Annotated in this window: 23 protein-coding genes; 16 read left to right on the top strand and 7 right to left on the bottom strand. The window is 39.1% G+C overall.

The window, feature by feature from the left end; all coding sequences use genetic code 11:
• Positions 1–99 precede the first annotated feature (99 nt).
• A complete protein-coding gene (locus HRT55_RS09815; RefSeq protein WP_291620874.1) occupies positions 100–702 on the bottom strand; it encodes a hypothetical protein in 603 nt (200 codons plus the stop codon).
• A 164-nt stretch (positions 703–866) separates the two neighbouring features.
• Between HRT55_RS09815 and rsmE the strand changes: the two genes are divergently transcribed.
• From rsmE to HRT55_RS09780, 7 genes are all read left to right on the top strand, one after another.
• On the top strand, positions 867–1,601 hold the full coding sequence (gene rsmE / locus HRT55_RS09810) for a 16S rRNA (uracil(1498)-N(3))-methyltransferase (RefSeq protein WP_291620873.1): 735 nt from the start codon (positions 867–869) through the stop codon (positions 1,599–1,601).
• Positions 1,602–1,766: 165 nt separating this feature from the next.
• Complete coding sequence (gshB, locus tag HRT55_RS09805) at positions 1,767–2,729, top strand: glutathione synthase (RefSeq protein ID WP_291620872.1); 963 nt, start codon at positions 1,767–1,769, stop codon at positions 2,727–2,729.
• A gap of 112 nt (positions 2,730–2,841) precedes the next feature.
• Complete coding sequence (locus tag HRT55_RS09800) at positions 2,842–3,489, top strand: YqgE/AlgH family protein (protein WP_291621312.1); 648 nt, start codon at positions 2,842–2,844, stop codon at positions 3,487–3,489.
• 149 nt (positions 3,490–3,638) lie between these two features.
• Positions 3,639–4,085, top strand: a complete 447-nt coding sequence (gene ruvX / locus HRT55_RS09795) for a Holliday junction resolvase RuvX (RefSeq protein ID WP_291620871.1) — start codon at positions 3,639–3,641, stop codon at positions 4,083–4,085.
• Positions 4,086–4,182: 97 nt separating this feature from the next.
• Positions 4,183–5,151, top strand: a complete 969-nt coding sequence (locus HRT55_RS09790) for an HlyD family efflux transporter periplasmic adaptor subunit (RefSeq protein ID WP_291620870.1) — start codon at positions 4,183–4,185, stop codon at positions 5,149–5,151.
• An 8-nt stretch (positions 5,152–5,159) separates the two neighbouring features.
• Complete coding sequence (locus tag HRT55_RS09785) at positions 5,160–6,107, top strand: ABC transporter ATP-binding protein (RefSeq protein WP_291620868.1); 948 nt, start codon at positions 5,160–5,162, stop codon at positions 6,105–6,107.
• Positions 6,104–7,252 (top strand): ABC transporter permease, encoded by a 1,149-nt coding sequence (locus tag HRT55_RS09780; protein WP_291620866.1) that lies wholly within the window; start codon positions 6,104–6,106, stop codon positions 7,250–7,252. Before HRT55_RS09785 ends, HRT55_RS09780 begins: the two co-directional genes overlap by 4 nt.
• A 51-nt stretch (positions 7,253–7,303) precedes the next feature.
• On the opposite strand, the gene HRT55_RS09775 is transcribed toward HRT55_RS09780, so the two are convergent.
• Entirely contained in the window at positions 7,304–8,197 is an 894-nt protein-coding gene (locus tag HRT55_RS09775) for a M23 family metallopeptidase (RefSeq protein ID WP_291620864.1), read from the bottom strand.
• 184 nt (positions 8,198–8,381) lie between these two features.
• Here HRT55_RS09775 and HRT55_RS09770 point away from each other — a divergent pair, with 184 nt between their 5' ends.
• Positions 8,382–8,819: a DUF4124 domain-containing protein gene (locus HRT55_RS09770; protein ID WP_291620862.1), complete on the top strand. Its 438-nt coding sequence runs from the start codon at positions 8,382–8,384 to the stop codon at positions 8,817–8,819.
• 60 nt (positions 8,820–8,879) lie between these two features.
• A complete protein-coding gene (locus tag HRT55_RS09765; protein ID WP_291620860.1) occupies positions 8,880–9,557 on the top strand; it encodes a DUF2982 domain-containing protein in 678 nt (225 codons plus the stop codon).
• Between the two features lie 43 nt (positions 9,558–9,600).
• Here HRT55_RS09765 and HRT55_RS09760 read toward each other — a convergent pair whose 3' ends face one another.
• Positions 9,601–10,518: a LysR family transcriptional regulator gene (locus HRT55_RS09760; RefSeq protein ID WP_291620857.1), complete on the bottom strand. Its 918-nt coding sequence runs from the start codon at positions 10,516–10,518 to the stop codon at positions 9,601–9,603.
• A 156-nt stretch (positions 10,519–10,674) separates the two neighbouring features.
• Here HRT55_RS09760 and HRT55_RS09755 point away from each other — a divergent pair, with 156 nt between their 5' ends.
• Together HRT55_RS09755 and lysA are read left to right on the top strand one after the other, a co-directional pair.
• The gene (locus tag HRT55_RS09755) at positions 10,675–11,199 is read left to right on the top strand and encodes an NADPH-dependent FMN reductase (protein ID WP_291620855.1); all 525 of its coding nucleotides are present in this window, start codon (positions 10,675–10,677) and stop codon (positions 11,197–11,199) included.
• 323 nt (positions 11,200–11,522) lie between these two features.
• On the top strand, positions 11,523–12,785 hold the full coding sequence (lysA, locus tag HRT55_RS09750) for a diaminopimelate decarboxylase (protein WP_291620853.1): 1,263 nt from the start codon (positions 11,523–11,525) through the stop codon (positions 12,783–12,785).
• Positions 12,786–12,989: 204 nt separating this feature from the next.
• Here the strand turns inward: lysA and HRT55_RS09745 are convergent, their stop codons facing one another.
• The 3 genes from HRT55_RS09745 to HRT55_RS09735 all read right to left on the bottom strand — a co-directional run bounded on the left by HRT55_RS09745 (position 12,990) and on the right by HRT55_RS09735 (position 14,313).
• Entirely contained in the window at positions 12,990–13,649 is a 660-nt protein-coding gene (locus HRT55_RS09745) for a DsbA family protein (protein WP_291620851.1), read from the bottom strand.
• A gap of 66 nt (positions 13,650–13,715) precedes the next feature.
• Positions 13,716–14,063 carry a rhodanese-like domain-containing protein gene (locus tag HRT55_RS09740; RefSeq protein WP_291620849.1) on the bottom strand — a complete coding sequence of 116 codons (348 nt, stop codon included), beginning with the start codon at positions 14,061–14,063 and terminating at the stop codon, positions 13,716–13,718.
• Between the two features lie 58 nt (positions 14,064–14,121).
• Positions 14,122–14,313 (bottom strand): DUF2892 domain-containing protein, encoded by a 192-nt coding sequence (locus HRT55_RS09735; RefSeq protein WP_291620847.1) that lies wholly within the window; start codon positions 14,311–14,313, stop codon positions 14,122–14,124.
• A gap of 327 nt (positions 14,314–14,640) precedes the next feature.
• On the opposite strand from HRT55_RS09735, the gene HRT55_RS09730 reads away from it, so the two are divergent.
• Entirely contained in the window at positions 14,641–14,943 is a 303-nt protein-coding gene (locus HRT55_RS09730; protein WP_291620845.1) for a metalloregulator ArsR/SmtB family transcription factor, read from the top strand.
• A gap of 238 nt (positions 14,944–15,181) precedes the next feature.
• Positions 15,182–15,988, top strand: a complete 807-nt coding sequence (locus tag HRT55_RS09725) for a YdiY family protein (protein WP_291620844.1) — start codon at positions 15,182–15,184, stop codon at positions 15,986–15,988.
• Between the two features lie 264 nt (positions 15,989–16,252).
• Here the strand turns inward: HRT55_RS09725 and HRT55_RS09720 are convergent, their stop codons facing one another.
• The gene (locus HRT55_RS09720; RefSeq protein WP_291620842.1) at positions 16,253–17,836 is read right to left on the bottom strand and encodes an isocitrate lyase; all 1,584 of its coding nucleotides are present in this window, start codon (positions 17,834–17,836) and stop codon (positions 16,253–16,255) included.
• A 343-nt stretch (positions 17,837–18,179) separates the two neighbouring features.
• Between HRT55_RS09720 and HRT55_RS09715 the strand changes: the two genes are divergently transcribed.
• From HRT55_RS09715 to HRT55_RS09705, 3 genes are read left to right on the top strand one after another with little or no spacing between them, the layout of a single operon-like run.
• Positions 18,180–19,127: a LysR family transcriptional regulator gene (locus HRT55_RS09715; protein ID WP_291620839.1), complete on the top strand. Its 948-nt coding sequence runs from the start codon at positions 18,180–18,182 to the stop codon at positions 19,125–19,127.
• Positions 19,128–19,133: 6 nt separating this feature from the next.
• Positions 19,134–19,514 (top strand): CidA/LrgA family protein, encoded by a 381-nt coding sequence (locus HRT55_RS09710; RefSeq protein ID WP_291620837.1) that lies wholly within the window; start codon positions 19,134–19,136, stop codon positions 19,512–19,514.
• Complete coding sequence (locus HRT55_RS09705) at positions 19,514–20,236, top strand: LrgB family protein (RefSeq protein ID WP_291620835.1); 723 nt, start codon at positions 19,514–19,516, stop codon at positions 20,234–20,236. Before HRT55_RS09710 ends, HRT55_RS09705 begins: the two co-directional genes overlap by 1 nt.
• The last annotated feature ends 217 nt before the right edge of the window (positions 20,237–20,453 follow it).

Here is a 20,453-nt window from a genome sequence, read left to right as displayed (position 1 = left end):
TAGCTACCGTTCATCCTGAACATAAAAAACCAGCGTATCTTATCGATAAGCTGGTTTTTTTATGTTTGCTGTTTACCCTTTACTGTTTAACAGCGGGTACTAGTTAGCAGCATCTAGTTTTTTACGTAAAGATTTTCCCCAAGCTTTGAATAAAACCTTGGCATCTTTAGCACGTTCCATTGCAGTATTTGGTTGGTAATCACTACCAATCGCTACCGTACCTTCAAAAATATGAATTAAGCTTCTAGACTTGCCATCACGTAACTGAACAGATAAATGAAATTCACCGGCCCCTTTTGTCGTCACTTCGGTATCTTCTTGTGAGGCATATGGCATAAAGCTGATAATTTCTACATCAACAATCAATACGCCCTTGCCTTCTTTGCCGACAATTTCGTAGCGGCCATTATTTTCAGTTAAACCGGCAGCAACACCTTTTTGAAAGCGCTCTTTTAAATGCGTTTTGTTGCTATCTGTCACTTTCCAATGAAAGCTGTCTTTATCAATCCATGGTGGTGAAATAATTTTAGTATGAGAAAGGTCTAAGTCCTGAAGATATACCTTATTGTAACCACTTAATGAAATTATTGGGCTGGCAAAGTTTTTATCTACTGAGATAATTTCAACAGCAATAGCTGACTGACTTGCAAAGCCTAAAGAAAGTACACCCGCCGCGAGCGTGGTAAGTATAAATTTTTTCATTATCATTCCTTTTTATTTATATTGTTTAAGAAATTACAAGTTATCTTCTAACGAGTCAAATAAAACTGAGAAATGAGCACAATTATATACATTTACGTATTGTTTTTTACCTGCGCCGCCCTTATTTTAGTTAGACAATAATGATTTACCTTTAAGCCTTATTTATGCGTAACCCTAGAATCTATCAACAAAGCCAGTTTGCAGTCAACGAAACTGTAACATTATCAGATGACGCCTTTGGTCATGTGGTGCGAGTTTTACGCCTAAAAGATGGCGATACCATCACAGTATTTAATGGTACAGAGCCTTTCCAATATACGACAGCATTATGTAATGTCAGTAAAAAATCAGCTCAAGTTAAAGTTATATCCCAAGAAAAAAATAACAGTGAATCACCACTGAATATCCATTTAGGCCAAGGGATTTCTCGCGGTGATAGAATGGACTTTACCTTACAAAAATCAGTTGAACTAGGCGTGAATAGCATTACGCCGTTATTTACCGAGCGCTGCGGAGTAAAATTAAATGCTGAGCGTCTGGAGAAAAAGCGCCAACAATGGCAAAAAATAGTGATAAGCGCTTGTGAGCAAAGCGGCCGTACCAGCGTGCCCATAGTTGCTGAGCCAATGTTGCTAGCTGATTGGTTAGCACAGCAAACCAGCGCTTTAAAAATTAATTTACATCCAAAAGCCGAACACTCCATCATGAGTTTACCCATGGAAAACACCCGTATTCGCTTGCTAATAGGCCCTGAAGGTGGCTTAAGTGATGAAGAAATAACCGAAGCTAATGACAGTGGTTTTCATGATGTTTTGCTTGGGCCAAGAGTATTACGCACTGAAACTGCAGCATTAACAGCAATTACTGCCTTACAATGTAAATTTGGCGATCTTAAATAAATTAACAAAATTATTATTAATAAACCTTTGCTACCCTCATAGCCGAGATGTTTTAATCGGTTATAAGTTTTTAAACGCGATGATTTTTACCTTGAGCAATAGCTCAAAGGCTGCGGCAATAACGGCTAACAGCAAAGTTAACATAAACATTGAACAGGATATAAAATGACTACAAATAAAGTAATAAAACTCGGTATAGTAATGGATCCTATTTCACAAGTGAAAGTGGCTAAGGATTCATCCATGGCGATGCTGCTTGAAGCTCAAAAACGTGGCTATGAACTTTACTATATGGAAATGAAAGACTTATACCTTGAACAAGGTCAATGTCATGCCACCACGCATAGGGTAAAAGTTTTTGATGATAGTGAGCATTGGTATGAGCTGTCAGATCCTCAAGATATCGCGGTTAGTGAATTAGATGCGGTATTAATGCGCAAAGATCCACCCTTTGACACCGAATTTATTTACGCAACTTACATGCTAGAACGTGCTGAAGAGGCCGGTACACTTATTGTTAATAAACCACAAAGTTTACGCGATTGTAATGAAAAACTTTTTACTGCTTGGTTTAGCGACTTTACTCCTAAAACATTAGTAACCCGTAGCAGTGCTAAAATCCGCGAATTTCACCAAAAAGAAAAAGATGTCATTATTAAGCCGCTGGATGGTATGGGTGGCGCTTCAATATTCCGTATAAAACAGAATGATGCTAACGTTGGCGTTATTATCGAAACCTTAACCAACAATGGTGAGCAATATGCCATGGTACAAGAGTTTATGCCGGAAATTGCTGATGGTGATAAACGTATCCTCATTGTTAATGGTGAGCCTATGCCTTATTGTTTAGCGCGTATACCTGCTAAAGGTGAAACTCGTGGTAATTTAGCTGCCGGCGGACGTGGTGTAGCTCGTCCTTTAAGTGTTAGTGATAAAGCCATTGCCGATGCCATTGCCCCTGAATTGAAAAGGCGTGGTTTATATTTCGTTGGTCTAGATGTTATTGGCGATAAAATTACTGAAATTAATGTTACTAGCCCTACTTGTATTCGTGAAATTGAAGCGGCTTACCCAATAAATATTAGTGGTAAGTTGATGGACGCTATTGAAGATAATATTAAAAGATAAGATTAAAAGATAACATCAAAAAATAAAGAGCTAAAACGGCATGGCAAAACAACAAAAATCAGCATTAAAAGCAAAGTTCGAAAGTTCGCAAGCAAAAAATGTATCACAATCAATGGTTAGTTTAGAAAACCAGTTGTTGATTGCCATGCCCACGCTTGGTGATCCCTATTTCAATAAAACTGTCACTTACATTTGTGAACATAATGAAGATGGAGCTATGGGCTTAATCATCAACTTGCCGGTAAAGCTCACCTTATCGGACTTGCTTAAGCAACTAGAGCCAGAAGAAGATTCAAAAGCTGACCTAGGTACTGAGAGCGACAGCAGTAATTCCGCTGAGAGTAGTGACTTATCGGATAAAAGTGATAGTACTGCACTAGCGGATAGCAACAATAACTTAGAGCAATTAGTACTTTCCGGTGGCCCTATTTCTCAACACCGTGGCTTTGTTTTGCATAGTTCACAATCTGGCTGGAATAGTTCATTGACCTTGAGCAAAGAGTTAATGATCACCACTTCAAAGGACATCCTGATGGCTTTGGGTACTGAAAAAGCGCCAGAGCAATTTATGGTAACGCTTGGTTATGCTGGTTGGGGACCTGGTCAACTTGAACAAGAGCTGCAAGCCAATTCTTGGTTAACCGCTCCTGCAGATAGCGAGATTCTTTTCAATACACCAATAGAGCAACGTTGGAAAAAATCCACAGAAAAACTGGGTATAGATCTCGCTCATTTATCCTCAGATATAGGGCATGCTTAGTTGCCCTATTCAATACGCTGACCTTAAATACTGTGACTTTAAAACGGTTACTTAAAATATAATTACTTTTAATGCCGTGATCTTTAATACTGCTAACTTAAGTACTCTTAGCAGCATTAAGTTATGACTCATTGCTCCCAAGGAAAAAGATGTCTAGTAAAACTAAATCGCCTATTGGCCAACGTACCGTTATCGGCTTCGATTTTGGTAAGAAATATATTGGCGTTGCCGTAGGCCAAGAAATTACCGGTAGTGCCACACCACTTGGCTCGGTTAAAGCGACCGATGGTATCCCGCATTGGGACAATTTAGCTAAATACCTGACCGAATGGCAGCCTGATTTTATTGTTGTTGGCTTGCCCCTTAATATGGATGGTAGTGAGCAGCAACTTACTCTAGATGCCAAGAAATTTGGTAACCGACTGCATGGCCGTTTTGGAATAAAAGTGGAGTTTCAAGATGAGCGTTTAACTACCGCTGATGCCAAAGAGCAATTATTTGCCCGTGGCGGCTTTAAGAACCTCAAAAAAGATAATATTGATGCTGAGTCTGCCCGCTTAATTATTGAAAGCTATTTTGAGCAGAAATACGATTAAAAATCCTTAGTATAGTCCCTGTAAATATAATCAATTGACTTTTAACTCATTGAGATTAGACTAAAAACCAGTCTATATTTCAAGGAGATGAATCATCATGTTGGCTAAGTTTTTCAATACTTTTTCCTATCTATTGTTGCTACTTTTCACACTTATTACACTCAGTGCTTATGATAGTAATAAACCCGGCCTTGCCTTAGGCACGTTGGAGCGAGAACGCATCGCTCATACTGCCACTGTCAGTGAAGTTATTACCGCTTTACCGGTTAACGCTGGTAGCCAAGTCACTAAAGGCACTGTATTAGTTAAGCTCGATGATACTATTCAAAAAGCTTTGGTTGCGAAAGCTCAAGCACAAATGCAACAAGCGAAGGCGAATTTAGAAAAAGTACATAATGGCGCCCGTGAAGAAGAAGTGGCAGCAGCATCTGCGCAAGTTGCTGGTGCTAAAGCGGCTTTAGTTAAAAGTGTAGCTAATTATCAACGTGCTCAAATCCTCATTGAAAAAGAACTTGCCAGCCAAGCCACACTAGATAATGCCCTCGCCTCACGTGATGAAAACACCGCCAAATTACATGCCACCCAAGAGAAACTATTACAACTAATTAATGGTGCTCGTATTGAAGACCTGCAAATAGCAGAAGCAGTTTTAGCAATGACAATTGCGGTAGTAGCTAGCGAAAATAAGAAGCTCAAAGATTTAACCATTACCGCTAAACGTGATGGTTTATTAGATAACTTACCTTGGAACCTAGGTGAACGTGTCACCCAAGGTAGTCCAGTGGCTATTGTCTTAGCTGGAAAGGCCCCTTTTGCTCGTGTCTATGTGCCTGAGCCCTACCGTGTAAAAATAAAAATTGCTGATAAGTTAACAGTGCACATTGATGGCTTAAGCGAGCCAATTATAGGTACAGTTCGCTGGATATCATCAGAGCCTGCTTTTACCCCCTACTTTGCCTTGAACCAAGAAGAACGCGCCAACCTGATGTATTTGGCGGAAATACAATTACCGGATAGTGCAGCAGATTTACCTATGGGTATACCTGCACAAGTGCAAATGCCATGAGTATTGGCATGGACACGAAAAACCTTGGTGATGTTGCCATAAGTGCAAGCAACTTAACGCGAAATTTTGGCCAATTAACCGCAGTGTCGGCGTTAGACTTAACTGTTGAAAAACAAACTATCTATGGATTTCTTGGCCCTAATGGCTCAGGTAAAACCACCGCGATTAGATTACTGATGGGTTTGTTAAAACCGACCAGTGGCCAAGTGAGTGTTTTAGGCTGCAATTTACCGCAAGAAGCCAATAAACTGCGTTTACAAATTGGTTATATGACACAAAAATTTTCACTATATGATGACCTTACGGTTAAAGAGAACTTGCAGTTTATTAGCCGAATTTATGGTTTAACGGCGAACGAACAAAAAGCACGCTTAAGTGAACTGCTTAGCGTTTATCAGTTAACAAAATTGAGTAAACAACTTGCAGGCAGTATGAGTGGCGGTCAAAAACAGCGCTTAGCACTTGCGGCTGCAGTGCTACATAAACCTAAATTACTATTTTTAGATGAACCGACTTCCGCTGTTGATCCACAGAATCGTCGAGAATTTTGGGAGCAACTATTTGATCTTTGTGATCAAGGCACCACCATTTTAGTCTCCAGCCATTATATGGATGAGGCTGAACGTTGTCATAAACTCGCTATTTTAGAAGACGGTATCAAGAAGGCTGACGATTCACCTCAAGCATTAATAACTAATCTGCCGGCAAAAGTTGTTGAAGTTCAAGCCAATGATTTACGTCATATCAAAGACAATTTAACTAAATTGCCACAGGTGATTTCAGCGGCGCAATTAGGTACCCATCTTAGAGTATTAATTCAGGAATCAGTTGCGCAACCAATAGACTTTTTACAACAACAGCCTTGTCTCAGTACTAAAGATAAATTCACCCTAGTTAGAGCAAGCCTTGAAGATGTTTTTGTTACTTGTACTGGCAAGGAGGCTATAGCACGATGAAGACATCTTTATTAAGAATACAAGCAATCGTTATCAAAGAATTACTGCAGCTTAGTCGTGATAAAATGACTTTTGGCATGGTCATCATGATCCCCCTAGTACAATTACTTTTATTTGCTTTTGCTATAAATACCAATGTTCGAGATATTCCCGTAGGTGTTGTTGATCACAGCCAAACAGCCCTGAGCCGAGTATTACAACAAACAGTTTCAGCCACAGGTGTTATCACTTTCACCCACAGTTACCATTCTGTAAAAGCCGCACAAGCGGCCATAGATAGTAGTGAAGTGCGGGCGGTATTAATTATCCCAAAAGATGTTAGTCAGCGCTTAGTTCGACACCCCAGTGTCGGCTTTGGTTTACCACCATCAAGCAAACAAGAAACTAGCCGGCCAATAGCCCAGTGGTTAGTGGATGGCTCAGATACCATGATCGCCAGTAGCATTAAGAGCTTACGTAATATGCCACTTAGTGAGCTATTAGATAAACCCGCTAATCGCAATACTCCAACCTTTGAAGTGACCTTATTGTATAACCCTGAGCAGCGTAGCGTGGTTAATATCGTACCTGGTCTTGTTGCCGTAATATTGACCATGACCATGATCATGTTCACCTCTGCCGCTATTGTCAGAGAAAAAGAGCGCGGTAATATGGAGATGCTTATTACCACGCCATTGGCCCCACTTGAGCTGATGATAGGAAAAATAGTGCCCTATATTTTTATTGGCATCATTCAAGTTGTCATTATTTTAGGCATGGGCTACTGGCTATTTAACGTGCCATTTAATGGCGGTTTTGCCCAACTTGCCCTAGCTACCTTGCTTTTTATTTGCGCCAGTTTAGTGCTTGGCTTAGTGATATCAACCATAGCTACTAGCCAATTACAATCAATGCAAATGACGGTATTTATTTTACTGCCGTCGATATTATTATCCGGTTTTATGTTCCCTTATGAGGGCATGCCAGAAGCCGCACAGTATATTGCTGAAGCGCTACCCGCTACACACTTCATCCGCTTAATTAGGGGCGTGGTATTACGTGATGTAACTGTGGTTGAGATGGGCTTTGATATGCTCTGGTTAATTGCTTTTACCTGTATAGGGCTTTTGATTGCAGCATTACGCTTTAAAAAGACTCTTGATTAGAAGTGTTAAGTGACAGCTCATAAACTACACAGTAAGCTTTAGTGCTTAGACTTAGTGCTTACTGGTTCCTACCATAATCATTGCTCTTTTTGGGGTAAATGCCATGCCATTATTATCAACAAAGGTAAAAGGAATGGCGATATTTTTTAGCCCCACATTTTTAATAATAGAAAAATGCAAATGAGGTCCGGTGGAGAATCCTGACGAGCCTGAGCGAGCTAACTTGTCACCGAGAGCAACTTTATCACCCTCTTTTACCATTGCCGTGTCCATCAATATATGTGCGTATGATGCAAAAGTTCCGTCATCATGCAGCACTTTAATACCATTGGCTTTATCTAAGAAATAATTTGTCGTGCCACTCATATGATAATCATCTTTAACCCAAACCACTGTGCCTGCTCGCACTGCCGTTAAGTAAGTACCAACATCCATGGCGATATCTACCGCATATTTATTGTAGTCATTGGTATGGGAAAACTTGCCATTAAAGGCTTGGCTAATGGTATGTCCCTTAGGTGAAGAAAAAGGTGCATGGTATGGGGAATTATCGGCAACACGACTAGGGTCGCCCAAAGCCCAGCGATAATTTATATTGCCAATTTTTTTATCACTGTGAAATAAAGCGATGCTATCGCGTGCGGGGATCACTTTTCGAAACTGTTTTTTAGTTATTGGTGAGGTAAAGCCGATTTCAACAGCCGTATAAAAAGCATTTTTGCCATGAAGGGTAAAACCCTCACTATTCTTAACATAATAGAGCTTAATTTTACTGCTTGGCTTTTTGGCTTGGGTGTATGTTAGCGTTTCAAAACTTTGTTCAGTTTGCGGTGGTTTATCACTAAAAACCCTGTTGCCATTAGCATCTTTGTATTTATACATTTGCCCGGCTTGACTGGCATTGAAAAAAACACTAATTAGTAATAATACCAATAAGCTTTTCATTATTAACCTTCCTTGTTTAACTTTATGTAAGTGATAAATTATTTACTGCAAGCTGCCATATTATCATGCAGCTATGTTATGGTTTATCTTGATGGCAAACTCATTGCTATCACTAGCTACCAAGCATACTTATTTAAAGATTTTTTAAGACGCTTTAAAGGTAATTAAAAGGAATTTTATCAATATGCAAAGACTATTAGGCCCGATTTTATTATTGGCAGCCAGCACTTTATCATTTAATTTATCCGCTGAAATTTATACCTGGACCGATAAAAACGGTAAAGTTCACTTTAGCGACAAACCTATTTCTAATGAAAACGTCACCATAATAACGCCCACAGAAAATAATAATATTGCTAACCCTGTCACCATAAACAGTCAGTGGCAACAAGACTATAATAAAACTAAACAAGCAAAAGCTGAGCGAGCTCAAAAAGAGGCTAAATTGGCAAGAAAAAATATAGGCTATTGTAATCAAATGAAAAGCGAACTTGCCCTCATTAGTCAAGGCGGCCGTTTTTACGTGATGTCACCCGAAGGTGAACGTAGCTTTCAAAATGAAGAGCAACTCAAGTCAAATAAGAAAAAACTATCTAAGGCAATTAAAAAGACCTGTCGTTAATTTAAAAAAGGTTAACTCAGTTAAGTCCTGCTAGGTGATATATATCTGAGGTGTGAACTCATGGCAAGTAAGTTACCTGTTATAAAGATTAAAGCGCAGAGTAATCACCACGCGCTTTTTTTAATGCTAGTGGCACTTGTTTTATTTATTACGACCTTAATTTTTAATCTAAGTTATTGGCGACAATTTCAGTTAGTGCTAACCTTTATTTACTTGTCAGAACTGGTGATATTTATAACGGGTTTAGCTAAGTATCTGCAACCAAAATATAGTTTATGCCTTAACCCTAAAGGAATAATATACCAGCACAGTTGTGGTCACTGGCAAGTTGATTGGCAACAAATCAAGCGAATTTCTTTAATGAATGAAACCTTAGGATTTGAGCAAATACAACTACCTTTTATTGGCATTCACTTAATACAGCTATCGATACTGGCCAAGCAGATTTCCCCGCGTTTAGCTAATAGACTAATCCATGAACAAAGGCCTCTGTTAGCCCTAGCTATTAAGCTGAAGTATCTTACGCTTGAGCAAAGTCAATTAAGCTTCGAAGCATTTGAATTACCTTCGGGTGAATCAATCACAGGGCCCTTAGCAGCATTCCTTCATCACAGTTCAGTGTTACATCAAGCCTTGGGCTATCATTTATTTATACCCGAAACGGCCATGGACCGCGAGCTTAATGAGTTTTGCACTTTACTGAAACAATGTATGAAATCGTCTGTTGACTATAACTAAGCAAAACATTTAGAAATAGCGCTGCCCTCGTTACAGAATATCGCTAAAGCGAAACCTTAGGCATTTTTTCAACGAGTAAATCAATAAAGCAGCGCACTTTAGGTGATAAATGTTTTCTGCTGGGATAAATAGCATAAACATCAATAATTGGTGAGAGATAGTCACTGAACAGTATCGCTAATTTCTCTTCTTTGAGTGCTTGCTCCATAACAAATTCAGGTAAACGACAAATTCCATGGCCAGCAAGTACCATGGCCAACTCCATACTAGCGCTATTGCATAATAACTTGGCCTTTACTTCAACTTGGCTTTCAGTGCCATTGCTTTGGCTATAGCTCCACTTATTGGCTTGCTTGGCATTACTGTAACAAATGCACTGGTGTGACTTAAGTTGCTCGATAGTTTTAGGTCTGCCAAAGCGTTTAAGATAATCATGTGATGCTACGGTATAGCCTTTACAGCTATATATTTTTCGGCAAACTAAACTAGACTCAGCCAGCTGCTCTGTTGCTCTAATGACTAAGTCAAAGCCATCTTGCACTAAGTCGACATGCCGATCATTTAAGTCTAACACCAGGTTTACTTCCGGGTACTGATGCATAAACTCTGACACCACGCCTTGTAAATGACTTTCTGCAAACGAAGTAGGACAACTCACCTTAAGCACACCTTTAGGCTCAATATGGCTTTGTTTTAATAGCGATACTGCATCATAAGCATCGAAGACTAGCTGCTGACATTGCTCATAATATACTTGCCCTTCGGGGGTTAAACTAATAGAGCGGGTAGTTCGATTTAACAAACGAACACCCACACGTGTTTCAAGTTTGTTAAGTGTTTTACTGATGTAGGAGTTTGAGTGGCCTGTTGCTATCGCTGCGCCAGAAAAACTGCCACACTCTATCACTTTGGTAAAGATAACCATGCCATCGAATAGCTTTGAGTCGTCATTATGAGTCATATGGAAATAGTCTTTCTCATTTAAGGGTATTAATTACGTTCTGTTATAGTTATATACTACTTACATCTTGAGTTTAAGCCAAAGTGTTTAGTCACCTATTTACCAGTGAATGAAGCATTTAATTAAACATTATAAACAGTTAAAGGACGCACCATTATGAAATTATTAGCCTTCGCCGCCAGCAGCAGCTCAAAATCAATCAATAAACAACTAGCCACTTACGCAGCCTCATTAGTACCTGGTGCCTCGGTAGAAATTTTAGACATTAATGATTATGAAATGCCTTTATTCAGTCAAGACAGAGAAGACGAATTAGGTCAACCCGATGCAGCTAAAGCGTTTTTCGCTAAACTAGGCCAAGCGGATGCCATTATCATTTCATTTGCTGAGCATAACGGCTCTTATACCGCCGCTTATAAAAACTTATTTGACTGGACTTCACGCATCGACATGAAGTTGTTTCAAAATAAACCTATGGTTTTACTGGCAACCTCACCAGGCCCAGGCGGCGCAAAAACGGTATTAACAGCAGCGACAGGCTCGGCGCCTTTTTTTGCCGCTGATGTAAAAGCGAGTTTATCAATCCCAAGCTTCTTTGATAATTTCGATAGCGAAAAACAAGTAATTACCAACCCTGCGCTACTTGATGAATTACAGTCGGCCCTTGCCCAGCTGAGCTAAACTAAACTAAACTAAACTAAACTAAACTAAACATGATAATTATTAAGCTGCTTTAAAATAAAGCAGCTTTAACTTTAACTAACAACTCAAGTGATATCTTAAGCTCCCTTACAAGTGATAGTAGCTATAACAGCTCCCCCAAGTAGCCATTAACGTCATCTATTGAGGCGGTAAATATATTTGAGCAATACTGGCCTCAATAAATTCACGTTATGAGCTATAACTTTTTACCTTAACCTTATTACACTTACCCTCTTGAATAGTACGACCAGTTAGCATAAATTGAGTTACATTATCTTTGCTCAATACCCAATGATTATTCTATGACACCAGTTAGCTACTTCCCGCACAAAAATAATGAAATGTATGTTGACGATATTGCTGTTAGCGATATTGCCAAGCAGGTAAAAACTCCTTTTTATTGCTATTCAAGTACAGCCATCGAGACAAGTTACCAAGAGTATAAAAATGCTTTTAGCGCTCAAGATGCTCTGGTTTGTTTTGCGGTAAAAGCAAACAGTAACCAAGCGGTACTTGCTACCTTAGCTAAATTAGGCTCTGGTGCGGATGTAGTATCGATGGGTGAGATTCGCCGTGCTATTGCAGCTGGCATTCCAGCAAATAAAATTGTTTATTCCGGTGTTGCTAAAAGCCAAGAAGAAATTCACTACGCCTTATCTTTAGGTATTCTGCAATTCAATGTCGAATCTGAGCCAGAATTAGAATTAATATCGAAAGTAGCCACGTCACTTAACACCACAGCGGCGATTGCTTTTCGTATTAACCCTGATGTTTGTGCGCAAACCCACGCAAAGATTTCAACAGGAAAAGCGGAAAATAAGTTTGGCGTGCCTATTTCAAAAGCGCGTATTGCTTATAAACAAGCGGCAGCGTTACCTGGCATAAAAATTCAAGGTGTAGATGTACATATTGGTTCACAATTAACTAGCTTGGCTCCTTTTGCAGAAGCCTACCAACGTATTGCGGAACTTGTTACTGAGCTTAGGTCAGATGGTCATGACATTAGCGTGGTGGATGTCGGTGGTGGTTTAGGTATTACCTACCTTGATGAAGTTATTCCTAGCAAACAGACTTATGCCGAGATGGTCAAAGCCCAACTTGGCCACCTTAACTGTAAAATAATTCTTGAGCCCGGCCGTTCACTTTTAGGTAATGCCGGTATTTTGGTATCCAGTGTCGCGTTTGTAAAAAATGGCGAAGAACGTCAATTTTTAATGCTCGATGCGGGTATGAATGATTTGATCAGACCCAGTATGTATGATGCATACCATCAAATTATTGCGGTGGATAAAGGTGAAAATAAGTTAAAAACCTATGATGTAGTTGGCCCTGTTTGTGAAACGGGTGATACCTTTGCCAAAGCGAGGCAAGTACATGAATCTAATGCCGGTGATTTAATCGCAATTATGAGTAGCGGCGCCTACGGTGCCGTAATGTCATCAAGTTACAATACCCGTTTATTAGCGCCAGAAGTGATGGTGAAAGGCAGTGAGTTTGCGGTAGTAAGAAAGCGTCCAAGTTATGAAGATATTATCAAACAAGATATTACCCCAAGCTGGCTGTAATATTTACCGCAATGAACAATTACTAATAGTTAGAACTTAGAACTATTAATTAGAGCTATCACTTAGCAGTCAATCAGCGCATTGGCTGCTAAATTAGCTCAAACCGTTTTTACTACAACTGTTTAAGCTTTATATCTTTATACATTCAGAGCTTTAACCTAACTCACTTCAGTTTACCAAATACTAATACCTAACACTTAACACTTAACACCAGCTTGCTTCAGCCGTAGGCTGTTTTAAATGTTCTTCAATATTTGTCAACAGCACCCGATAACCAACATTGCCATAAAGTACCTGCCTACCGTTATCGATAATATAAGATGGACTACCTTTTAATGATATAGCCCTGGCTTGTTGGTAGTCGGCCATTAATAAAGCCATGGCGCTACCGTCATTTAGTGCTTTATTGACAGACTCAAGCGCAATATTCGCTCTCTCCAGTAATAAAAACAGCAGGGGTAATTGCGAAATATCTTGCCCATCAACATAAAAGGCTTGGCGGATGAATAACGCCAATTCAATACTTTTCTCTTTGCCATAACTCAGCTCAATGGCTTTAAGCACTAGATGCGCATTAGCCGAGGTAGTCGGACGAACTTTATGCCAGATATTTGGATTTATCTGTGCATCAGGATAAGGCGCAGCGGAGTCAACAACATGCTTAGCAAAACCGGCATAGCCACCACGATCAGCCCATTGCTTGGGTATTTTATTAGCTGCATCACCAAAAACATCAAGGTAGTGGTAACGTATTTCGATTTTATTGGTTAGCTTTTCATTCAATTCATCTATTCTACGCTGGGCAATCCATGCCCAGACACATAAAACATCACTGTAATAATCGATAACAACTGTGGTTGCCATGCTTTACTCCTACTTTATAAAGTTATAATTCCAACGAGCTAAGAGCAAGTATCCAACATTTGTTAGTTAAGTAAATGCACGACAGATATCATCGAGACTTGAGCTAATTACAGAGACATTGACATAGCCTACCCGCTTTAATTGCTCGGCAGAAAGAATAGCCCTAGCACCTGTGGCACAATGTAAAAATATTGGCTGTGTTTCATTGGGGTAAAGTTGTAACATTTTCATTTCAACTAAGCCTCGAGGAATATTGATACTGCCTTGAGCTGATTTTTCAGCATATTCACTGGGCTCACGGACATCAATTATCACACCCTGCTCTTTCTTAACCAGCACTACCGCTTGCTCTGCACTAATAACCGTTAATGATGCCCGTGCTTCTGCGATTACTTCCGGTATTGTTTTTAACATTTTAATTCCCCTTTGAGAGTTTGGTAAAACTGATTAAAGCTAATATATACCAAACGGATTAGTCATCTTTGAAGCCAAGCTTTCTAAATACAGACATCATAAAGCAGAGCTTAGTGAAAGATGACAGTATTAAATTAGTCGCGACAAAAGCAGTAAACCAAAGCCAGTCTTGGCTATAATTTACCGCTAAATAAAGTGATAGCAAGACAAATATACCAGCAGTTAATCTTAGAGCTTCGTTTATGGTCATAGTGCTTCCTGTTAATTTATAGATGTAATACCCGTTCCACTTGAAGATGCTCGTTTCAAATTCCAACTGAATCCTGCATTTTCAGGTGGAACGGGTATAAGTTGCGGTTAGCCTTTAATAAATTAAATTGGCTTGAACCTTAACTTAAGAATTAAGCTTTAAGCTTAATGCTTTAAGCTTAATGCTAAATGCTTAATGCTTAATGCTTAATACCAATACAAATATTAGCATTTGCTAATATTAAAAACAATACATTAGCCTTTACTAATATAGAAAGCAAGTATAAAGTAAAACTATTGCTACAGAGCCAATAACCATGGAAACCTAATGAACACTGAACAAGAAAAGCTACTTGAAAATGCCCAAGAAGTTGCTGGTATTTTGAAACAACTATCCAATCCTTACCGGTTAATGATCCTTTGCTGTTTAAGCGAAAGTGAACTTACTGTCGGTGATTTAAACCAGCGTATCGACCTTTCACAGTCAGCTCTGTCTCAACACCTTGCCAAACTAAGGGAAAGTAACATAGTGACCACTAGGCGTGAGTCGCAAACTATTTTATATCGTATTGCCAACCCGAAAATTGCCGACTTGTTAGTGGTACTACATGAGAAGTTTTGTCGGGATTAGTCTCGCTATTAATCCTAGTTAGCCTGTTCAAGGCATCTAAAGAGCATGCTGTAAATAAATTAACATAATGATATTTATTGTTTAATTTACCAGTTTATAAAAATAAGCCTAATTTATTAAGATTTTTTCATTTACATAAGCTTACAAGTTGGCTGTTTTGTAAAAATTTGATAGGATCGCGGCAATTTTAATACCCTCTACATTTTAATCGACCAATTATCATTTTTTAAGGATGAACATGAAAACTAAAATGGCTGCTGCCGCACTGCTTTTATTACCTTTTACCGGCCAATATGCCTTGGCAGAAGAAGCTGTTGATGAAGAAAAATCAACGTTAACTATTTCGGCCGAGTTAGGCTTTTTATTTAAAACGGGTAACACTAAAAGCGGTGATATCAAAGCCGGCATAAATATTAAGCATGAAGAAGGACGCTGGTTAAACTTATTAACTTTTAATGCCCTGGCTAAAAAGCTTGAAACCGAAGATGAAGATACCGGCAAAGATGAATTTGAAAGCACAGATAATAAATGGGATATCCTAGGTCAGACTAACTACTCGTTAGAAGAAGGTGGTAAAAACTATCTTTACGGTAGCGCTTATTATCAACAAGATAAGTTCAGCAGCTTCGCTTACCAAACTTCCGCTTCGTTTGGTTGGGGTCGTCACTGGTGGGAAACTGAAACTAGTTCATTTTTCGCTGATATTGGTCCTGGTGTAAAGTACGACGTAATTCGCGCTATGCCGGCAACGGAAACTGATGCTGCCATTATTGAAAATGGTGAAACAGCAGCAATAGTACAAGCACAAGCTTTATATACTAAGCAAATCAATGAATTTGTTGAGTTCAAACAATACTTTGTTGCTAAGCAAGCCTTTGAATCTGATAAAAACAGTGTTTATAAATCAGAAACATCACTAACAACTAAGTTAATTGATTCATTACAGTTTAAATTCGCTTTTCGTGTTGATTACGATACTCAAGTAGAAGAAGGCTTTGAAAAAATGAATACTGAGACTTCAGTAACTTTAGTTTATAGCTTCTAAGCTAAAACCGATAAATAACTAAGTTAGCGATAACTGCTTTTTACGCGCTGAATCTCAGAAAGCATGAGAAAGCATGAGAAAGCACGACAAAGTATTACAAAATATTAGCAAAGGCTGTCTCTTAACTTTAATAGGCAGCCTTTTTTGTGCCTCTATAAACTTCATTTTGCAGAGACTGAAAACAAAAAACCAGCCATAAAGGCTGGTTTTTTTTATTCGTTCACTAGCTAACTAACTAGCGATAAATTACTTACCTAATTGGTATTAAAACTGGTTAGAGGTATTTTTCTCGCCACCGGCTTTAAGGGCATTTTCACCAGCAAAGTATTCTTTGTGATCATCACCCATGTCAGAGCCTGACATGTTTTGATGTTTAACACAGGCGATGCCTTGACGAATTTCTTTACGTTGTACACCTTCAACATAACCCAGCATAGCCGCATCACCAAAGTACTCTTTTGCCAAGTTATCAACAGACAATGCAGTGGTGTGGTACGTAGGCAATGTGATTAAGTGATGGAAAATACCTGCTTCACGTGCAGTATCCGCTTGGAAGCTACGAATTTTATCATCTGCAGCGGTCGCTAATTCAGTATCATCATAATCAACATTCATTAAATCTGCGCGAACATAAGCAGAAGTATCTTCACCCGCTTGTTCCATGGCGTCAAATGCCTGTTGACGGAAGTTTAGCGTCCAGTTAAATGATGGGCTGTTGTTGTAAACCAGCTTAGCATTAGGAATTTCTTTACGTACTTCGTTCATCATAGCTGTGATATCAGCAACGTTTGGTGTTGCCGTTTCAATCCAAAGTAAATCTGCGCCAGCTTTAATAGCTTCGATACTGTCAAATACACAACGCTCTTCACCGGTGCCTTGGCGGAATTGGTATAAACCAGAAGGTAAACGCTTAGGACGAACTAACTTACCGTCACGATTAAAACATACATCGCCTTCAGCCATATCAGCTACATCAATCTCTTCAACGTCTAGGAAAGAGTTATAAATGTCGCCTTGATCGCCTGGCTCTTTAACCACTGCAATTTCTTTAGTAAGGCCTGCACCTTCAGAATCTGTACGTGAAACGATAATACCGTTGTCGATACCTAGCTCTAAGAATGCATGGCGTAATGCACGAATCTTAGAATGAAAATCTGCGTGAGGTACAGTTACTTTACCGTCTTGATGACCACATTGCTTTTCATCAGCAACTTGGTTTTCAATTTGCAGCGCACAAGCACCCGCTTCAATCATTTGCTTAGCCATTAGGTAAGTCGCTTCAGCGTTACCAAAGCCGGCATCAATATCAGCAATAATTGGCACAACGTGAGTAACGTGATTATCTATTTTATCTTGGATAGCTGCTTTATCACCATCGTTTGCTTTATCTAATTCTCGGAACAAACCGCCTAATTCACGTGCATCAGCTTGACGCAAGAAGGTATAAAGCTCTGCAACTAAAGACGCGACAGATGTTTTTTCATGCATTGATTGATCAGGAAGAGGACCAAATTCGCTGCGCAGTGCTGCAACCATCCAACCCGAAAGGTATAAATAACGACGATCTGTTTTACCATCAAAATGCTTCTTGATAGAGATCATTTTTTGTTGACCAACAAAACCATGCCAACAACCAAGAGATTGGGTGTACTTAGAGCTATCAGCATCATAAGCATCCATATCTCTACGCATAATGTCTGCTGTGTACTGAGCGATATCTAAACCTGTTTTAAATTTATTTTGTGCTCGCATACGAGCAATAGACTCAGGGTTAATAGCATCCCAAGAGCTACCTGCTTGTTCTTTAATTGCTTTAACCGCTTCTATTGCACTTTGATAGTTAGACATATCATTCTCCAAGAGTCTTGTTGTAGATAAAGTTATCGTTATAAATAATTATTAGCATTGGTTGTTAACGTCTCACCCTAATGTTTCATTACTTAGGTTCAATACCTAGAATGAATGTCAAAAAGTAAGCTTTCATACCGGACTACAAAAACAATAACTCATGGCTAGGGTATTTTTGAAATATATAATTACAATGACCGGTATTCACAATATGAATACTCCGCCGTATTTATGGCACTTATCGACCAGTTTTTATCACTAAAATCACAAAAACTCATTGAATTAGCCCTGTTTATAGCTTATATCTACCTGACTTATATTTATTGAGAGAGCCATCAACGACATGAATATTTCTAAAATTGATTTGAATTTACTTATTTATTTAGACGTATTATTGCGAGAGAAGAATGTTACTCGGGCCGCAAGCCAACTTAACATTACTCAACCTGCAATGAGTAATGGCTTAAAACGATTAAGAACTTTATTTAACGACCCTATTTTAGTGCGTACTTCTGATGGCATGGTACCGACAGAGCGTGCTCGCGCTTTAGGACCAAGCATTCGTAAAATATTGCTTGAGTTAGAAGAGGCCTTGCAAGGTGAGGAAGAATTTAACGAATTAAAAAGTCAGCGAGTTTTTAGGATAATGGCCAGTGATTATGCCGCTTCAACGCTGATCCCTAAACTACTAAGGGCTTTAAATGAAGTAGCACCTAATATCACCTTAGACATTATGACGCCAAGTGATGTCACCTTTCATGATGTAGAGGCAGGTAAAATTGATATGGCGATTAATCGTTTTGATGAGTTGCCGCAATCTTTCCACCAAAAAGCGATTTGGCGTGACTCTTTTTCTTGTTTATTAAATGCTGACAGCCCATTAGTCAGTAAATTTAATTTAAATGCTTACCTGGGTGCTAAACACGTTTGGGTGTCAAAAACAGGTTTTGGTGTCGGCGTGGGTATGGACCCTAAAGATGTACAAAAGCTCGGGTGGGTTGATGAAGCACTTGCCCGCTTAGGTAAGAAGCGTGACATTAAGGTGTTTACCCGTAATTACCATGTTGCCATGCAATTAGCTTACGAAGATAACTTAATTGCCACTTTACCAACAAAAGCGGCGATGTTACATAAAAATGACAGTAACTATACTATTATAAAACCGCCCTTTGATATCCCGGAAATAGAGTTAAAAATGATCTGGAGTCCATTATTGCATCACGACGCCAGCCATATTTGGTTTAGACAATTGGTTATTGCTGCCGCACAAGAATGCCAAGAGAATCAATAACATTCCATGAAAAACACCCTTTATACCCTTTTTGCCATCAGTATTAGTTTATTGCTAGGAAAGCTAGCTCACCATTTATTGGCAGGCTTACCGGCAAGCTTATACGGCATGGTTATTTATGCCATATTTTTACAGCTAAACTGGTTTAGTGCTAAAAAAGTTACCGCGACCAATCAGTGGTTAGTTAGGCATATGGGGGTTTGTTTTGTTCCCGCAGGCGTTGGGGTAATTAATCACTTTCAATTAATACAAGAACACGGTGTCGCATTGATTGCTATTATTTTCAGTTCAACATTTATCTTATTGACTGTGATTGGTTACCTCAGTGAACGCTTACTAACTAAACCAGTACCTAATGATGAAAATTCATCTGAGGGTAAAACATAATGCTTACTAGCTTAGTTATAGACTTCCCTGTTTTGGCAAGTATAGCTATCACTTTAATAACGGTGGCATGCTATCAATTAGCAGTAAATCAGCAACAAAAATGGCAAACCATTTGGTTAAACCCGATGTTGATAACCATCACGGTACTAGTGCCGCTGTTGCTTTTTGTTGATATTAACTATCAAGAATATAGCCAAGCGACATACGTGCTTAACCTAATGTTAGAGCCAGCAATTGTTGCCCTAGGCTTTCCGCTATATCAACAGCTCAGACAGATAAAAGTTCATTGGCGAGAGATTATGTCTATTTTAGTTTTAGGTATTATTGTGGTGATAATAGTCAGTTTTATTATGGCAATGACCTTTATTAAAGCCCCTGAGATAGCCATAGCTTTATCGCTTAAATCTGTGACTACTCCTATTGGTATTACTTTAACAGAGCAATTATCCGGAGATAGCTCAATCACTACTTTTGCCATTTTAATTGCTGGCCTATTTGGCGCTTTACTAGGGCCTGCTTGGCTGAGAACTATCGGGGTAAACTCAGCAAAAGCGCAAGGCTTGGCAATAGGTAGTGCTAGCCATGTTATTGGCACGGCGGTATTGGTGAGAGTGAGTGCTGAACATGGTGCATATAGCTCAGTTGCACTGATTTTATCCGCATTACTCACTGCACTCATCAGCCCTTGGTTAATACCGCTATTACTGCAATTGTTTACCTAAACGTTTTTGATATTAGTCACTAGTAAGTGACAAATACCATCATCATTCATAAGATGAATGGTGTTTATCATAAAGTACAATAATATCATCCAAGGTAGTTAAGCTAGGTCAATAAAACAACATTAAGTCTATTTAACAATAACTTAGTAAATATCGAAATCGAAGTAGCCTTAATAGATACCGCTTTAGAGCCTAGAAGTACTATTGCCAGCAGTGA

Source organism: Colwellia sp. (genome assembly GCF_013214175.1).
Taxonomy (GTDB): domain Bacteria; phylum Pseudomonadota; class Gammaproteobacteria; order Enterobacterales; family Alteromonadaceae; genus Colwellia.
Note: the sequence above shows the minus strand (reverse complement) of the source record. Positions and strands in the feature narration are given on the sequence as shown.

Excerpts from the sequence above, each read along its gene's own strand:
- HRT55_RS09815 (WP_291620874.1), bottom strand. The coding sequence starts at position 702 with ATGAAAAAATTTATACTTACCACGCTCGCGGCGGGTGTACTTTCTTTA.
- rsmE (WP_291620873.1), top strand. The coding sequence starts at position 867 with ATGCGTAACCCTAGAATCTATCAACAAAGCCAGTTTGCAGTCAACGAA.
- gshB (WP_291620872.1), top strand. The coding sequence starts at position 1,767 with ATGACTACAAATAAAGTAATAAAACTCGGTATAGTAATGGATCCTATT.
- HRT55_RS09800 (WP_291621312.1), top strand. The coding sequence starts at position 2,842 with ATGGTTAGTTTAGAAAACCAGTTGTTGATTGCCATGCCCACGCTTGGT.
- ruvX (WP_291620871.1), top strand. The coding sequence starts at position 3,639 with ATGTCTAGTAAAACTAAATCGCCTATTGGCCAACGTACCGTTATCGGC.
- HRT55_RS09790 (WP_291620870.1), top strand. The coding sequence starts at position 4,183 with ATGTTGGCTAAGTTTTTCAATACTTTTTCCTATCTATTGTTGCTACTT.
- HRT55_RS09785 (WP_291620868.1), top strand. The coding sequence starts at position 5,160 with ATGGACACGAAAAACCTTGGTGATGTTGCCATAAGTGCAAGCAACTTA.
- HRT55_RS09780 (WP_291620866.1), top strand. The coding sequence starts at position 6,104 with ATGAAGACATCTTTATTAAGAATACAAGCAATCGTTATCAAAGAATTA.
- HRT55_RS09775 (WP_291620864.1), bottom strand. The coding sequence starts at position 8,197 with ATGAAAAGCTTATTGGTATTATTACTAATTAGTGTTTTTTTCAATGCC.
- HRT55_RS09770 (WP_291620862.1), top strand. The coding sequence starts at position 8,382 with ATGCAAAGACTATTAGGCCCGATTTTATTATTGGCAGCCAGCACTTTA.
- HRT55_RS09765 (WP_291620860.1), top strand. The coding sequence starts at position 8,880 with ATGGCAAGTAAGTTACCTGTTATAAAGATTAAAGCGCAGAGTAATCAC.
- HRT55_RS09760 (WP_291620857.1), bottom strand. The coding sequence starts at position 10,518 with ATGACTCATAATGACGACTCAAAGCTATTCGATGGCATGGTTATCTTT.
- HRT55_RS09755 (WP_291620855.1), top strand. The coding sequence starts at position 10,675 with ATGAAATTATTAGCCTTCGCCGCCAGCAGCAGCTCAAAATCAATCAAT.
- lysA (WP_291620853.1), top strand. The coding sequence starts at position 11,523 with ATGACACCAGTTAGCTACTTCCCGCACAAAAATAATGAAATGTATGTT.
- HRT55_RS09745 (WP_291620851.1), bottom strand. The coding sequence starts at position 13,649 with ATGGCAACCACAGTTGTTATCGATTATTACAGTGATGTTTTATGTGTC.
- HRT55_RS09740 (WP_291620849.1), bottom strand. The coding sequence starts at position 14,063 with ATGTTAAAAACAATACCGGAAGTAATCGCAGAAGCACGGGCATCATTA.
- HRT55_RS09735 (WP_291620847.1), bottom strand. The coding sequence starts at position 14,313 with ATGACCATAAACGAAGCTCTAAGATTAACTGCTGGTATATTTGTCTTG.
- HRT55_RS09730 (WP_291620845.1), top strand. The coding sequence starts at position 14,641 with ATGAACACTGAACAAGAAAAGCTACTTGAAAATGCCCAAGAAGTTGCT.
- HRT55_RS09725 (WP_291620844.1), top strand. The coding sequence starts at position 15,182 with ATGAAAACTAAAATGGCTGCTGCCGCACTGCTTTTATTACCTTTTACC.
- HRT55_RS09720 (WP_291620842.1), bottom strand. The coding sequence starts at position 17,836 with ATGTCTAACTATCAAAGTGCAATAGAAGCGGTTAAAGCAATTAAAGAA.
- HRT55_RS09715 (WP_291620839.1), top strand. The coding sequence starts at position 18,180 with ATGAATATTTCTAAAATTGATTTGAATTTACTTATTTATTTAGACGTA.
- HRT55_RS09710 (WP_291620837.1), top strand. The coding sequence starts at position 19,134 with ATGAAAAACACCCTTTATACCCTTTTTGCCATCAGTATTAGTTTATTG.
- HRT55_RS09705 (WP_291620835.1), top strand. The coding sequence starts at position 19,514 with ATGCTTACTAGCTTAGTTATAGACTTCCCTGTTTTGGCAAGTATAGCT.